Origin of the sequence: Pseudomonas sp. NPDC008258, from assembly GCF_042956345.1 — a bacterium.
Lineage (GTDB): Bacteria > Pseudomonadota > Gammaproteobacteria > Pseudomonadales > Pseudomonadaceae > Aquipseudomonas.
Genome location: NZ_JBIBGE010000021.1, coordinates 80,271 through 95,315 on the forward strand (window position 1 = coordinate 80,271; position 15,045 = coordinate 95,315).

12 protein-coding genes are annotated in these 15,045 nt (G+C 62.2%); 4 read left to right on the plus strand and 8 right to left on the minus strand.

The genetic code is table 11. The features are described from left to right. Nucleotides 1-5: 5 nt before the first annotated feature. Entirely contained in the window at nt 6-578 is a 573-nt protein-coding gene (locus ACFY9W_RS17910; RefSeq protein ID WP_391132560.1) for a CsiV family protein, read from the plus strand. Nucleotides 579-582: 4 nt separating this feature from the next. Beyond that, on the plus strand, nt 583-3,900 hold the full coding sequence (locus ACFY9W_RS17915) for an SNF2-related protein (RefSeq protein WP_391132562.1): 3,318 nt from the start codon (nt 583-585) through the stop codon (nt 3,898-3,900). A gap of 112 nt (nt 3,901-4,012) precedes the next feature. On the opposite strand, the gene nagZ is transcribed toward ACFY9W_RS17915, so the two are convergent. After that, a complete protein-coding gene (gene nagZ / locus ACFY9W_RS17920; RefSeq protein ID WP_391132565.1) occupies nt 4,013-5,023 on the minus strand; it encodes a beta-N-acetylhexosaminidase in 1,011 nt (336 codons plus the stop codon). Between the two features lie 71 nt (nt 5,024-5,094). Continuing rightward, nucleotides 5,095-5,802 (minus strand): TetR family transcriptional regulator, encoded by a 708-nt coding sequence (locus ACFY9W_RS17925; protein WP_391132567.1) that lies wholly within the window; start codon nt 5,800-5,802, stop codon nt 5,095-5,097. 215 nt (nt 5,803-6,017) lie between these two features. Here ACFY9W_RS17925 and lexA point away from each other — a divergent pair, with 215 nt between their 5' ends. Further along, on the plus strand, nt 6,018-6,626 hold the full coding sequence (gene lexA / locus ACFY9W_RS17930) for a transcriptional repressor LexA (RefSeq protein WP_264387500.1): 609 nt from the start codon (nt 6,018-6,020) through the stop codon (nt 6,624-6,626). Nucleotides 6,627-6,639: 13 nt separating this feature from the next. After that, nucleotides 6,640-7,116, plus strand: coding sequence for an SOS-induced cell division inhibitor SulA (sulA, locus tag ACFY9W_RS17935; RefSeq protein ID WP_391132569.1), 477 nt, complete (start codon nt 6,640-6,642; stop codon nt 7,114-7,116). Between the two features lie 50 nt (nt 7,117-7,166). Here the strand turns inward: sulA and ACFY9W_RS17940 are convergent, their stop codons facing one another. The 6 genes from ACFY9W_RS17940 to fadB form a co-directional block, all read right to left on the minus strand. Next, on the minus strand, nt 7,167-7,400 hold the full coding sequence (locus ACFY9W_RS17940) for a hypothetical protein (RefSeq protein ID WP_201206570.1): 234 nt from the start codon (nt 7,398-7,400) through the stop codon (nt 7,167-7,169). A gap of 50 nt (nt 7,401-7,450) precedes the next feature. Further along, complete coding sequence (locus ACFY9W_RS17945; RefSeq protein ID WP_391132572.1) at nt 7,451-7,966, minus strand: DUF6586 family protein; 516 nt, start codon at nt 7,964-7,966, stop codon at nt 7,451-7,453. A 189-nt stretch (nt 7,967-8,155) separates the two neighbouring features. Beyond that, nucleotides 8,156-10,765 carry a type I DNA topoisomerase gene (topA, locus tag ACFY9W_RS17950; RefSeq protein WP_391132574.1) on the minus strand — a complete coding sequence of 870 codons (2,610 nt, stop codon included), beginning with the start codon at nt 10,763-10,765 and terminating at the stop codon, nt 8,156-8,158. Between the two features lie 100 nt (nt 10,766-10,865). After that, nucleotides 10,866-11,117: a DUF1653 domain-containing protein gene (locus ACFY9W_RS17955; RefSeq protein WP_025754461.1), complete on the minus strand. Its 252-nt coding sequence runs from the start codon at nt 11,115-11,117 to the stop codon at nt 10,866-10,868. 77 nt (nt 11,118-11,194) lie between these two features. After that, nucleotides 11,195-12,370, minus strand: a complete 1,176-nt coding sequence (gene fadA / locus ACFY9W_RS17960) for an acetyl-CoA C-acyltransferase FadA (RefSeq protein ID WP_013971712.1) — start codon at nt 12,368-12,370, stop codon at nt 11,195-11,197. 31 nt (nt 12,371-12,401) lie between these two features. Beyond that, nucleotides 12,402-14,549, minus strand: coding sequence for a fatty acid oxidation complex subunit alpha FadB (gene fadB / locus ACFY9W_RS17965; RefSeq protein WP_391132579.1), 2,148 nt, complete (start codon nt 14,547-14,549; stop codon nt 12,402-12,404). Nucleotides 14,550-15,045 lie beyond the last annotated feature (496 nt).

Consider the following 15,045-nt stretch of genomic DNA (forward strand, 5'->3'; position numbering starts at 1 on the left):
GATCCATGCGTGCCATCCGTTGCCTGACCCTGCTGCTGGCGCTGTTCGCCCCGGCCGCCTTCGCCGAAGGCCTTTATCAGGTAGAAATGATCCTGGTGCGGCAGAACAGCGTGCCCGCCTTCACCAGCCCGTTCGCCCCGGAAAACTGGAGCGCCGGCGCCCCGCGCCTGGAAAAGGACGCCGAACGCCGCCTGGCACTGGAAGACGAAGCCACCCGCCTGGAAGCCACCGCCGACTACACCGTGCTGCTGCACAAGGCCTGGCAGCAGCAGGTTGGCAGTGAACCTAGCCGCATCGCCCTGGGCGAAGGCACCGAGCAGTTCGGCCACTTCCCCATCGAAGGCAACCTCAGCATCGCTGAAGGCCGCTTCATCACGGTCGACGCCAATTTCTGGGTCAACCAGCTGGACGGCAACGGCAGCGTGCTGCAAAGCGAGCAGTTCAAGCAAAGCAACAGCAACGTCAAGGGCGGCCAGCTCACCTTCCTCGACGGCGGCCACCTGGCCGTGCTGCTGAAGGTGACGCCGCCAGGCACCCCGAAAATGCCGGTGATGGACCCGGAGATGATGGAGCAGTAAACGGATGAAGCAAGATGCCGCCGAGTTGGTCAATGCATACCCGAACTGGACACAATCGTTCAGCAAGGCAACCCTGCAACGCGGTGAACGCTATGCCGAGGAAGGCCGGGTCGAACTGGACGGCATTTACGGCCAGATGATTACGGCCCGTTGCCAGGGAAGCGGCGACAACACCTACCAACAGACCATCGACCTGCACATCGCGGGCGGCCGGTGCCATGTCCAGGGCGAGTGCGATTGCCCGGTACGGCAAAACTGCAAGCATTGCGCCGCGGTACTGTTCGTCATCAGTGACCCCTACTCGGGCAATCAGGACTCCCAAGCCACCCCAGGCACCTTGTCTGTCGAGCTGCAACACTGGTTGAGCGGCCTGGAGCAGGCGCCGCCCAAAGCCGGCGCAGCCGACGACAAACGCGGGCGCATGGTGTGCTATCAGCTGCAACTGGCCGATGACGCCGGCTGTTCCCTGCTAGTGCGCAAGGGCACGCGCAGTGAAGAAGGCATCCGCTTCAGCCGGGTCCAGTCGCTCTACGACTTTCTCTACGAACCACCACGCTTCGTAACGGAAGACGATACCCGCATCCTGCGTTTGCTCGGGGCCCTGAACCAGGGTGGCGGACAGGATCGCGGCTACAAACTCAAGGGCCTGGAAGGTGGCGAGCTGTTCCAGCGCGCCCTGGAAACCGGACGCATGTTCTTTGATGTCGGCATGCCGCTGTTGCGGGAAGGCCCCGTGCGTCATGCCGAGTTTCGCTGGGTACGCCTGGAAAACGGCAACTACCGGGGGCTTTGGCACAGCGGCGAGGAACTGCTGCGCTGCGTCATCCCTCTGCTGCCGCTGTACTATTTCGATGTGCTGACAAGCGAAGTGGGCAGGATCGAACACAGCCTTGACCCGCACGTGGCCGTGCAACTGACCATCGTACCCGAGGTACCGGAACACCTGGTCGTACCTCTTAGCCACAAGCTCAATGCACTCAGCCACAAGGTGCCAACCCCGACGCAAGTGCAAGAGCAGGTATTCGACAGTGTTCAACCCAAACCCATGCTTGCCCTGGGCAGCCTCGAATACACCGCCTACATGCCGAAAACCGGGCGCATGCAACGGCAAATGCAACACCGCGCCGCATTGGCGTTCGATTATGACGGCCTGCACGCCAGCGGCAGCGAAGACAAGCCACTGACCCGGCTGGCAGGCAACACCAGCCAGCGCATTCGTCGCCAGCCTCAGGCTGAACAAGCGCTGCGCAAGATGCTGCGCGACTTCGGCTTCAAACCCGCCACCCGGCAGAGCAAGGCCCTGCCCGACAGCGCCGGGGAGATGTTCCAGCTACCCGACGATGAAGCCTGGCTGCGCTTTGCCCGCGAAGGCCTGCCACGCCTGCGCGCAGCCGGCTGGGATATCGACATCCACCGCGACTTCGCCTTCAACCTGCAAGAGGTGGACGACTGGTACGCGACTATCGACGAAGCCCCTGGCCATGAATGGTTCGACCTGGAACTGGGCATCGTGGTCGACGGCCAGCGCCACAGCCTGTTGCCGATCGTGCTGCAACTGCTGCGCAGCAGCCCGGAGCTGCTGCGCCCCAGCGAGCTGGCCCGGCGCAGTGACGACGAACACTTGCTGATCGACCTCAACCGCGGCCGCCTGGATGCCCCGGCCCTGCGCGTCGCCCTGCCTTATGGCCGGGTGAAATCGGTCATGGCCACCCTGGGTGAGCTTTACCTGCACGAGCATGCCGCTGGCCCCGCGATGCGCCTGGAACGTGCCGACGCGGCGCGCCTGAACGAAATCGAAGGCCTGCCCCTGCTATGGGAAGGTGGCCAGCATGTACGCGACCTTGGCCGCCGCCTGCGCGATGCCCGCGACCTGCACGTAGAACCGCCAGCCGGGCTGCAGGCCAGCTTGCGGCCCTATCAGCAACAAGGCCTGAACTGGCTGCAGGCACTGCGCGAGATGGGCACCGGCGGCATCCTCGGCGACGACATGGGCCTGGGCAAGACCTTGCAGGCCCTGGCTCACCTGCTTCTGGAGAAACAGGCCGGGCGCCTGAATGCTCCGGCCCTGGCAGTCATGCCCACCAGCCTGATACCCAACTGGCTGGACGAAGCCCAACGTTTTGCCCCCGACCTGCGGGTGCTGGCACTGCACGGACCTGGGCGCAGCAAGCACTTTGCCAAGCTGCATGAGTACGACCTGGTCCTGACCACCTATGCACTGATGCCGCGCGACCTGGAACACCTGCGCGCTCAGCCCTGGCATGTACTGGTGCTGGACGAAGCGCAGAACATCAAGAGCAGCACCAGCAAGGCCGCCCTTGCCGTCTGTGAGTTGCAGGCCGCCCAGCGCGTCTGCCTGACCGGCACGCCGATGGAGAACAACCTGGGCGAGCTGTGGTCGATATTCCACTTCCTGATGCCCGGCTGGCTGGGTGACCTCAAGCGTTTCAACCAGGACTACCGCACGCCGATCGAGCGCCACGGCGACGGTGAGCGCATGGCCCACCTGGCCACCCGCATCCGCCCGTTCCTGCTGCGTCGCACCAAAGAGCAGGTGGCCACCGAGCTACCCGCCAAGACCGAGATGGTGCACTGGGTCGAACTCAGCGACGCCCAGCGCGACACCTACGAGGCCGTGCGGGTGGCCATGGACAAGAAAGTCCGCGATGAAATCGCCCGCAATGGCGCCGCACGCAGCCAGATCGTCATCCTCGACGCCCTGCTCAAGCTTCGCCAGGTGTGCTGCGACCTGCGCCTTGTCAAAGGCGTGGAAAGCAAAGGCAACCAGGCCGACAAAGGCAAGCTGGGTGCGCTGCTTGAAATGCTCGAAGAGCTGCTGAGCGAAGGCCGTCGCGTACTGCTGTTCTCGCAGTTCACCTCGATGCTGGCGTTGATCGAGCAGGAGCTGGAAAAGCGCAAGATCCGCTACAGCCTGCTGACCGGTGACACCCGCGACCGCCGCACGCCCGTACAGCAGTTCCAACAGGGTGACAGCGAAGTGTTCCTGATCAGCCTCAAGGCCGGGGGTGTGGGGCTGAACCTGACGGCTGCGGACACGGTGATCCACTTCGACCCGTGGTGGAACCCGGCCAGTGAAAACCAGGCCACCGACCGCGCCTACCGCATTGGTCAGGACAAACCGGTATTCGTGTTCAAGCTGATTACCCGGGGCACGGTGGAAGAGAAAATCCAGTTGCTGCAACAAGAGAAGGCGGCGCTGGCGGCAAGCCTGCTGGATGGCGGCCAGGGTGGCCAGTGGCGCATGGGCGATGAAGAAATCGAGGCGCTGTTTGCCCCATTGCCAGGCAAGCGGGGGCGATAAAGCCTGAGTCTTCTATTGTCTGTACCGGCCTCTTCGCGGGCACGCCCGCTCCCACAGATACCGCGCATGGCCCCCTGTGGAAGCGGGCGTGCCCGCGAAGAGGCCAGTACAGTCAATCGACCAGTTGAGCCTCTTTCAACGCCCCCAACGCCTCCAGCCAGCGCGGCTGCTGTCGGTAATCGGTCCGCGCAAACCCTTGCCCACGCATCCGCGCAATGCGCGCCGAGGGCTTCACCTTCATCCGCTGCGCCGCACTCAGCGCAAGCTCTGCCGCCGCCCGGTCATTGCATACCAGGCCCATGTCACAGCCTGCGCTCAACGCAGCCTCAATACGGCTGGCCGCATCACCCACCACATGCGCACCCGCCATCGACAGGTCATCACTGAAGATCACCCCGTCAAAGCCCAGCTCGCCACGCAGGATGTCCTGCAGCCAGCGCCGCGAGAAGCCGGCCGGCTGGTTGTCGACCTGCGGATAGATGACATGCGCCGGCATCACCGCCGCCAGCTGCCCGCTCAGGCGGCTGAACGGCACCAGATCGGCCTTGCGCAGTTGTTCGAGGCTGCGCTCATCGGTCGGGATGGCCACATGCGAGTCGGCCTCGGCCCAGCCATGCCCCGGAAAGTGCTTGCCACAGGCAGCCATGCCCGCTGCATTCATGCCACGGATGAACGCGCCGGCCAGTTGCGTGGCGCGCAGCGGGTCACCCTCGAAGGCGCGGCTGCCAACCACGGCGCTGCGTTGGTGATCCAGGTCGAGTACCGGGGCAAAGCTCAGGTCCAGGCCAACCGCCAGCACCTCGGTCGCCATTAACCAGCCGCACTGTTCGGCCAGGTATTCGGCATTGTCGTTGTCAGCCAGCGCACGCATGGCCGGCAGACGCACAAAGCCCTGGCGCAGTCGCTGTACGCGACCACCCTCCTGGTCCACCGCCAGGATCAGCTCGGGGCGAATGGCGCGGATCGACGCACACAATTCACGCACCTGGCGCGGGCTGTCGATGTTGCGGGCAAAGATGATCAGGCCGGCCACTTCGGGCTGGCGCAGCAGGTGACGGTCTTCGGCGGTCAGCCATTTACCGGCGATATCCACCATCAGGGAGCCTTGTAGGCTGACGGTCATGGGTAATCCTTCATTGAAGACTGGACAGAAGCCGCGCTAGCTTAGCCCAAGCGCCCCGCCCCGCCCAGTCTTCAAGCCTTGGCGGTGCTGGCGCTGGTCTTGGTGCGCGGGCGCAGCTGGGCGGCAGCCATGGCGTCGTCGGTGACACCGCTGTCGGCGCGCATGCCCGCAGCCAGGAACGGTACCATCAGGCGCATGACCTGTTCGATCGAGGTATTGATGCCGAAGTCGGTCTCGGCAATTGCCCGCAGCGCCTTGATACCCGACATGCTGAAGGCCGCAGCACCGAGCATGAAATGCACGCGCCAGAACAGTTCCAGTGGCGGAATACGCGGTGCGGCCTCGTTGACCAGCAGCATGTAGCGGCGGAACACCTTGCCGTACATGTCCTCCAGGTATCGCCGCAGGTGGCCCTGGCTCTGGCTGAAGGCCAGGCCCAGCAAGCGCATGAAGATAGACAGGTCGTTGTTGCTGCGCGGCTGCACGGCCAGCGCCTGCTCCACCAGCATTACCAGCAGCTCTTCGAGGCTGGGCTTGTGCTCTGGCTTGGCCTGGCGCCGCTCCAGCTCACGCTCCAGGCTGGCGCAGAATGGGCCGAGGAAGCGCGAGAACACCGCCTGGATCAACGCCTTCTTGGAGCCGAAGTGATAGTTGACGGCCGCGAGGTTGACCCCGGCCTTGCTGGTAATCAGCCGCAACGAGGTCTCGGCGAACCCCCTTTCCGCGAACAGCTGCTCGGCAGCATCGAGAATGCGTTCAACGGTTTCCGATTGGGCCATGACTGCTCCGAGTGCTCCGCCAGACAAACAGGTGTTTGAAACATACGTTTCAGCCCTGCTTCTGTCAAGGCTCGGTGACCGGGCGGTCGCCATTTAAAAGCGCCAGACGGTCGGCTGCAAGCGCCACCCACGATGTTTATTGCGCCTTTTGGCTTGCAGCGCATCCAGTACTGTATATAATCCCAGTCACTGTACAAAAAGACAGAGCGCTCACCATGTTGAAACTGACGCCACGCCAAGCTGAAATCCTCGCGTTCATCAAGCGCTGCCTGGAAGACAACGGCTTTCCGCCAACGCGCGCCGAGATCGCTCAGGAGCTGGGCTTCAAGTCGCCCAATGCCGCCGAGGAACACCTCAAGGCCCTCGCCCGCAAAGGCGCGATCGAGATGACCCCGGGCGCCTCTCGCGGCATCCGCATCCCGGGCCTGGAAGCCAAGGCCGAAGAAAGCGGCCTGCCGATCATCGGCCGGGTTGCCGCCGGCGCACCGATCCTTGCCGAACAGCACATCGAGCAATCCTGCAACATCAACCCGGCCTTCTTCCACCCCCAGGCCGACTATTTGCTGCGCGTACACGGCATGAGCATGAAAGACGTCGGCATCTTCGACGGCGACCTGCTGGCAGTTCACACCTGCCGTGAAGCTCGCAATGGTCAGATCGTAGTGGCCCGCATCGGCGACGAAGTGACCGTCAAACGCTTCAAACGTGAAGGCAGCAAGGTCTGGCTGCTTGCCGAAAACCCCGAATTCGCCCCTATCGAAGTCGACCTGAAAGAACAGGAACTGGTGATCGAGGGCTTGAGCGTCGGCGTCATTCGCCGCTGATCCAGGAGGCGTCATGCAGCAGTTCATTCACGCACCCGAGCAAGCCCAGTTGCCACTGTTCGAAGCATTCCTCGCCCAGCCCGTACTACCGGGCCTCAAACCCAGCGAGCCGACGCGCAAGAGCAGCCAACCCGAGCTGTTCAGCGAACTGTCACTGCGCGGCGCCCCCGGGCACTGCCAAAGCCTGCTGGCGCCGGTTTTGCGCGAGCTGAGCGAAGAAGACGAGACCCGCTGGCTGACCCTGATCGCCCCGCCGTCGAGCCTGACTCAGGCGTGGCTGCGCGATGCCGGCCTCAACCGTGAACGTATCCTGCTGCTGCACCCTCGCAACAACCAAAGCCCGCTGCAACTGGCTTGCGAAGTGTTACGCCTGGGGCTCAGCCACACCGTGGTCAGCTGGCTAGGCAGTGTCAACGCCACTTCACGCCAGCAACTGCTGCGCGCAGCCAGTGCCGGAAATGCACAAAGCCTGAACATCCGCCTCGGCTGATGTTCAGGCTTTGCCTGTCACTTCAAGTAGCCTGACGCCCCGCTGCAGCATCAGTGCAGCACACGCGGCCCTTCATCTTTCTCCAGCTCGCCATCCATCAGGCGACCGGCCATCTGCACACCCACGCTGAGCATGGCCTTGGCCACTTCAACATGCTGACCCTGCAGGAATACCTTGGCGTCTTCCGAGAAATCCAGGGTTACCAGAGAGCCCTCATCCTCGGCGCGACGCAGTTCGATGCGGCCATCAGGCAACTCGACAATTTCCAGAAAAGACGTAGACATAAATGGCAGTTCTCCGCGAAAGGCCAACATTGTACCAGCCGAAGCGGCTATCAGCACTCACTCAACGCGTCGCGGAAACGTCTCACCAAGCCTTTGAGGTTGTTGCGCCAGCTTTCCAGCTCGGCACGGGACAGCGCAGGATGCTCGGGTTCATCGAGGTTGACGGCCTGGATCAGGGGCTGGGTAACATCCGTTTTCGGCGTTTTCTTCGCGACAGGTGGTCGGAACAAATCAGCATAAGCACCTAGCATTTGCGCTAGCCAGGTTTCGCGCTGACGGGCGATTTCCAACAGCTCAGCCACTTCCGGAATGGCGATACCATTCAGCGCGTCGTCGGCCAGCGCTTGCTCAACCGTTGCCACAACCGGCAACCGATAGAAACCACCGATTTCATGGCACAAGCCCAGTAGCGCGCCGTACAGGTGGAACAGCGCCGACTCGCGCTCGGCCTGCACCAGGCCCTGGGCGTTCATGGCCTGGCTTTGTTCAGCCTTGGCCATGGACTCCAGGGCCAGGCCGGCAAAGAACAGTTTCTGGTTGGTGCGGGTGTAGAGTTCCTGGGCCATTTCGAATGACCTCCCTTTGGGCTGTAAGGCAAGTACCTGCATCATAAATGATTGGGGCCGCTTTGCGCCCCTTCGCGGGCAAGCCCGCTCCCACAGGGACGGCGCAGCCTTCCAGCATTGCACCTCACTTGTGGGAGCGGGCTTGCCCGCGAAGGGCCGCGAAGCGGCCCCAATTACTGCACTGACGAATCAGCGCTTGTCTTCAACCTTCCACGCATTCCCGTCGTAGAACGCCTTCCAGCCGGTCGGCTTGCCATCAACCTCGGACTGCACGTACTGCTCCTTGGTCTTGCGGCTGTAACGGATTACCGCCGGGCGCCCTTCCGGATCCTTCTGCGGCGCCTCGCACAGGAAGTGGTACTTCGGGTCGATCTCATGCTTGTGCGGCACAATCTCCAGCACCAGCGGCGCACGGGTTTCGCGGTTCTTCGGGAACTGGCTGGCGGCCAGGAACAACCCCGAAGCGCCATCACGCAGCACGTAGGTGTCGTCGACCTTCTCGCACTTGAGCTCCGGCATGTCCACCTTGTCCATCTTCGGTGGCGCCGCTTCGCCGCTCTTGAGCAGCTTGCGGGTGTTCTTGCACGCCGGGTTGGTGCAACCGAAGAACTTGCCAAAACGGCCGGTCTTCAACTGCATCTCGCTGCCGCACTTGTCGCACTCCAGGCTCGGCCCTTCGTAGCCCTTGATGCGGTAGTTGCCTTCTTCGATCTCGTAGCCGGCGCAATCCGGGTTGTTACCGCAGATGTGCAGCTTGTGCTTCTCATCGAGCAGGTAGGCATCCATCGCCGTAGCGCAGATCGGGCAGCGGTGCTTGCCCAGCAACACGCGGGATTCCGACTCACCCTCATCGTCAGCGGCAATCTCGTCGCCCGGCACCAGGTTGACGGTGGCCTTGCAACGCTCTTTGGGCGGCAGGCTATAGCCCGAGCAGCCCAGGAATACACCCGTGGAAGCGGTGCGGATCATCATCGGCCGGCCACATTCCTTACAGGCAATGTTGGTCATGGTCGGCTGGTTGGCGCGCATGCCGTCTTCGCTGGATTCGGCAGTCTGCAACTTCTTGCTGAAGTCGCCGTAGAACTCGTCGAGCACGTTCTTCCAGTCACGCTCGCCCTGGGCCACGTCGTCGAGGTTCTCTTCCATGTCGGCGGTAAAGCCGTAGTCCATCAGGTTGGAGAAGCTCTCCGACAGGCGCTCGGTGACGATGTCGCCCATCTTCTCGGAATAGAAGCGGCGGTTGTGCAAGGTCACATAGCCACGGTCCTGGATGGTGGAGATGATCGCCGCATAGGTCGACGGGCGACCAATGCCGCGCTTTTCCATTTCCTTGACCAGGCTGGCTTCGGTGAAGCGCGCCGGTGGCTTGGTGAAGTGCTGGCTCGGGTCGATCTGGATCAGCTTCAGCGCTTCGCCCTGGACCATTTCAGGGAGCACGTCGTCTTCGCCCGGCTTGCTCTGCTGTGGCAGCACGCGGGTGTAACCGTCGAACTTGAGGATACGGCCCTTGGCGCGCAGCTCGAAGTCGCCGGCTGCCACGGTGACGCTGGTGGACAGGTACTGGGCTGGCGGCATCTGGCAGGCCAGGAACTGGCGCCAGATCAGCTCGTACAGGCGCTCGGCGTCGCGCTCCATGCCAGTGAGCTTGGTCGGGTGGGTGTTCACATCGGAAGGACGAATGGCTTCGTGCGCCTCCTGGGCCCCTTCCTTGCTGCCGTAGACCAGCGGCGCATCCGGCAGGTACTGCTTGCCGAACTCGCGCTCGATGTAGCTGCGCGCCATGTCCAGCGCATCGGCCGACAGGTTGGTCGAGTCGGTACGCATGTAAGTGATGTAGCCGGCTTCGTACAAGCGCTGGGCCATCATCATGGTCTTCTTCACCCCGAAGCCCAGGCGATTACTGGCCGCCTGCTGCAGGGTGGAGGTAATGAACGGTGCCGACGGCTTGCTGCTGGTCGGGCGGTCTTCACGCTTGACCACGCTGTAGCTGGAGGCCTTGAGTTTCTCCAGCGCGGCCATGGCCTGGGCTTCGTTCAGCGGCTTGAAGGCCTCGCCCTTCTCGCGCGCCACCTCGAAACGCACCTTGGCGTTCTTGGCAGTACCGAGGTCGGCGTGGATCTCCCAGTATTCTTCCGGGATGAACGCACGGATTTCGCGCTCGCGCTCCACCACCAGCTTTACCGCCACCGACTGCACGCGGCCGGCAGACAGGCCACGGGCGATCTTGGCCCACAGCAGCGGCGAGACCATGTAACCCACCACACGGTCGAGGAAGCGGCGCGCCTGCTGGGCATTGACCCTGTCGATGTCCAGTTCGCCCGGTTGCGAGAAGGCCTCCTGAATGGCCTTTTTGGTAATTTCGTTGAACACCACGCGCTTGTAGCGGGTGTCGTCGCCGCCGATGGCCTCGCGCAGGTGCCAGGCAATGGCTTCCCCTTCGCGGTCCAAGTCGGTTGCGAGATAGATGGTGTCGGCATCCTTGGCCAGGCGGCGCAGCTCTTCGATCACCTTTTCCTTGCCAGGCAGGATCTCGTACTTGGCCTTCCAGCCATGATCGGGGTCGACGCCCATGCGTGCCACCAGCTGGCGGCGGGCCTTCTCTTTCGGCGAAAGGGCCGGTGCCTCACCCGCGGCCTTGCCACGCTTGGCGGCCGGCTCTTTGCTTGCGCTGGCCGAACCGCTGGTGGGGAGGTCTCGGATATGGCCGATACTCGACTTCACCACGTACTGGTTGCCCAGGTACTTGTTGATGGTCTTGGCCTTGGCCGGGGATTCCACAATGACCAGCGATTTGCCCATGGATCGGAGTATTCCTGAATCTGAAGATAAAAAACGCGTCAGGTGCCGGACGCGGCACCGCTATATATAGTGGCAAAAGTGTGAGGTCAAGTTCGAACGATCATGCGTGCGACTTGCCCAGCAACCCAGGCAGCCCCTCTTCAGCCTTGACCAAAGCAAAGCGTGGCACTTGCTCGCCGTCAACCTCGACAGATTCCTGGAACATCGAAAGTGGCCGCACCCAGAAGCTGTAATCACCATACAGGCACTGGTAGAACACCATCCACTCTTCGCTCTCGGAGTGCCGCGCAACACTGAAGACACGGTACTCAGGCCCTTTGTAATGCCGGTATACGCCTGGTTGTATCTGCATGTTGCCCACCCTCTTGACTAAACCTGAAAAAAACAAAAACCGGGGCACAAGGCCCCGGCTGCTGTCCCGCTACGCGATCAGACGCGTTCGAAGACAGTGGTGATACCTTGGCCAAGGCCGACGCACATGGTCGCCACCCCCAGGGTACCGCCATTCTGCTTCATGACGTTGAGCAGGGTGCCCGAAATACGGGCCCCGGAGCAACCGAACGGGTGGCCCAAGGCAATGGCGCCGCCGTGCAGGTTAACCTTCTCATCCATCTTGTCGAGCACTTTCAAGTCTTTCAGCACAGGCAGGGCCTGTGCGGCGAAGGCTTCATTGAGCTCGATGAAGTCGATGTCGGCCATGGTCAGGCCGGCACGCTTGAGGGCTTTCTGGGTCGACGGCACCGGGCCATAGCCCATGATTGCCGGATCGACACCGGCCACCGCCATCGAACGGATCACCGCCAACGGCTGGATGCCCAGGTCCATGGCGCGCTGGCCAGACATGACGATCATGCACGAAGCACCATCGGTGATCTGCGACGAGGTACCGGCAGTGACGGTACCGCCTTTCGGGTTGAACGCCGGCTTGAGCGACGCCAGGCCTTCAAGGGTGGTTTCCGGGCGAATGGTTTCGTCGAAATCGAACACCTTCAGGAAGCCATTCTCGTCATAGCCCTGCATCGGGATGATCTCGTCCTTGAACTTGCCTTCGACCGTGGCCTTGTGGGCCAACTGGTGCGAACGCAGGCCGAACAGGTCCTGCTGCTCACGGGTGATGCCATGCATCTTGCCGAGCATTTCCGCAGTCAGGCCCATCATCCCGGAAGCCTTGGCAGCATGCAAGGACAGGTGCGGGTTGGGGTCGACGCCGTGCATCATGCTGACATGGCCCATGTGCTCCACGCCACCGACCACGAACACATCACCGTTACCGGTCATGATGGCCTGGGCAGCGGTGTGCAGTGCGCTCATCGACGAGCCACACAGGCGGCTGACGGTCTGCGCTGCAGACGTATGCGGGATCTGGGTCATCAGCGAGGCCATGCGGGCGATGTTCCAGCCCTGCTCCAGGGTCTGGTTGACGCAGCCCCAGATCACGTCCTCGACCTCTTTCGGGTCGACCTTGTCGTTGCGCTCCAGCAGCTTGCTGATCAGGTGCGCCGACATGTCTTCGGCGCGGGTATTGCGGTGCATGCCACCCTTGGAGCGGCCCATTGGCGTGCGACCGAAGTCGACAATCACCACGTCTCTTGGATTCAGGCTCATATCAAATCTCTCGCTCTAGCTCGTTGACCGCTCAGTTGAAGAAGCGCTGGCCGTTCTTGGCCATTTCACGCAGCTTCGCAGTCGGGTGGTACAGCGGCCCCAGATCGGCGTACTGATCGGCCAGGGCGACGAATTCGGCCACACCGATCGAGTCGATGTAACGCAGCGCACCACCGCGGAAGGGAGGGAAACCAATGCCATACACCAGGCCCATGTCGGCTTCAGCGGCAGTTTCGACAATGCCGTCTTCCAGGCAACGCACGGTCTCCAGGCACAGCGGCACCATCATCCAGTTGATGATGTCTTCGTCAGTGACTTCACGCTGCTCGAACACGATCGGCTTGAGCACGTCGAGCACGGTAGCGTCGAAGACTTTCTTCGGCTTGCCGCGCTTGTCGGTTTCGTAGGCATAGAAGCCCTTGCCATTCTTCTGGCCCAGGCGGTTGGCCTCGTACAGCGCGTCGACGGCCGAGCGGCGCTCGTCCTTCATGCGGTCCGGGAAGCCTTCGGCCATCACGTCGCGGCCGTGGTGGCCGGTGTCGATGCCGACCACGTCCATCAGGTACGCCGGGCCCATCGGCCAGCCGAACTTTTCCATCACCTTGTCGATGCGCACAAAGTCGACACCGGCGCTGACCAGCTTGGCAAAGCCGCCGAAGTACGGGAACAGCACACGGTTGACCAAAAAGCCAGGGCAGTCGTTGACCACGATCGGGTTCTTGCCCATTTTCTTGGCGTAGGCCACGGTGGTGGCGACCGCCACTTCACTGGACTTTTCACCACGGATCACTTCCACCAGCGGCATCATGTGCACCGGGTTGAAGAAGTGCATGCCGACGAAGTTTTCCGGGCGTTTGAGCGCCTTGGCCAGCAGGTTGATGGAGATGGTGGAAGTGTTGGAGGCAAGGATTGCATCTTCCTTCACCTGGCCTTCCACTTCAGCCAGCACGGCCTGCTTCACTTTCGGGTTCTCGACCACGGCTTCGACGACGATGTCGACATTGGCGAAATCGCCATAGGACAGGGTCGGGCGAATGGCGTTGAGCGCCTCGGCCATCTTGGCCGGGGTCAGGCGGCCCTTGTCGACGCGGTTGCCAAGCAACTTGGACGCCTCGTTGAGGCCCAGTTGAATGGCTTCCTCGCGGATGTCCTTCATCAGGATCGGGGTGCCCTTGACCGCCGACTGGTAAGCGATGCCGCCACCCATGATGCCAGCGCCGAGCACCGCGGCCTGCTTCACGTCGTGGGCGATCTCGTCATGTGCCTTGGCCTTGCGCTTGAGTTCCTGATCGTTCAGGAACAGGCCGATGAGGCTTTCGGCAACCGAGGTCTTGGCCAGCTTGGCAAAGCCTGCGGCTTCCACTTCCAGCGCTTTGTCGCGGCCAAAGTTGGCGGCTTTCTGGATGGTCTTGATGGCTTCGACCGGGGCCGGGTAGTTCGGGCCGGCCTGGCCGGCAACGAAGCCCTTGGCAGTTTCGAAGGCCATCATCTGCTCGATGGCATTGAGCTTGAGCTTCTCCAGCTTGGGCTGGCGCTTGGCCTTGTAGTCCAGCTCGCCACTGATGGCGCGCTTGATCAGGTCCAGGGCACCGGCCTGCAGCAGCTCAGGCGCAACCACAGCGTCGACGGCGCCCACTTTCAGCGCGTCTTCGGCGCGGTTTTCCTTGCCGGAGGCGATCCACTCGATGGCATTGTCCGAACCGATCAGGCGCGGCAGGCGCACGGTACCGCCAAAGCCCGGGTAGATCCCCAGCTTGACTTCCGGCAGGCCTATCTTGGCGCTGGTGGACATGACCCGGTAATCGGCTGCCAGGCACATTTCCAGGCCGCCGCCCAGGGCGATGCCGTTGATGGCAGCAACGGTCGGCACTTCGAGGTCTTCGAAAGCGCTGAAGATGCGGTTGGCTTCCAGGTTGCCGGCGACCAGTTCGGCCTCGGGCAGCTTGAAGTTGTCGACGAACTCGGTGATGTCGGCGCCGACGATGAACACGTCCTTGCCACTGCTGACGATCACGCCCTTCACCGAGGCGTCGGCCTGGATGGCGTCGACAGCCTGGCGCAGCTCGTTCAGGGTCAGGCGGTTGAACTTGTTGACGGACTCACCCTTGAGGTCGAACTTGAGCTCGACGATGCCACTTTCAAGAGCCTTAACCGTGATGGCTTTACCTTCGTAAATCATCAACTGATCTCCACGATATGGAAGCTGAACTGTACACGCCGATCGCTGCAGCAGAAGCAGGCCTATCTGCCCCGCCCCAGGCACACCCGTCAGCGCGCTAGTCGGAAGTATGGCTTGGCGTCATGACATACAAACGCTCAATTCATACGCCCGTTTGATTTGGGTGTGCACACATTCTCCGAAAAGATCGGCGTTGTCAAATGCTCGCGAGCACGGCGAAAACGCGACTTTCCGGTCATTTTGTATCGTCCTGGTACAAAACATGATGACAGTGATCGCCGACCATTCATGTCAGCGATTGACCACAGCTTCGGCAAGAACGCTGCAACTTTTCGCTTGCGCGGCGACTTCGGACGGCTACACTGGCACTTGCTTGAATGAATACCCGGCCTGCCTGGCCTTTTCTGCGACAGCAGAACGCAAAGCGGCGACTTGGCACCCCACCCCTTCAGGGGATCTGCCAAGCCGCCGCTTTGTCGTTACGTGCTATTGAATT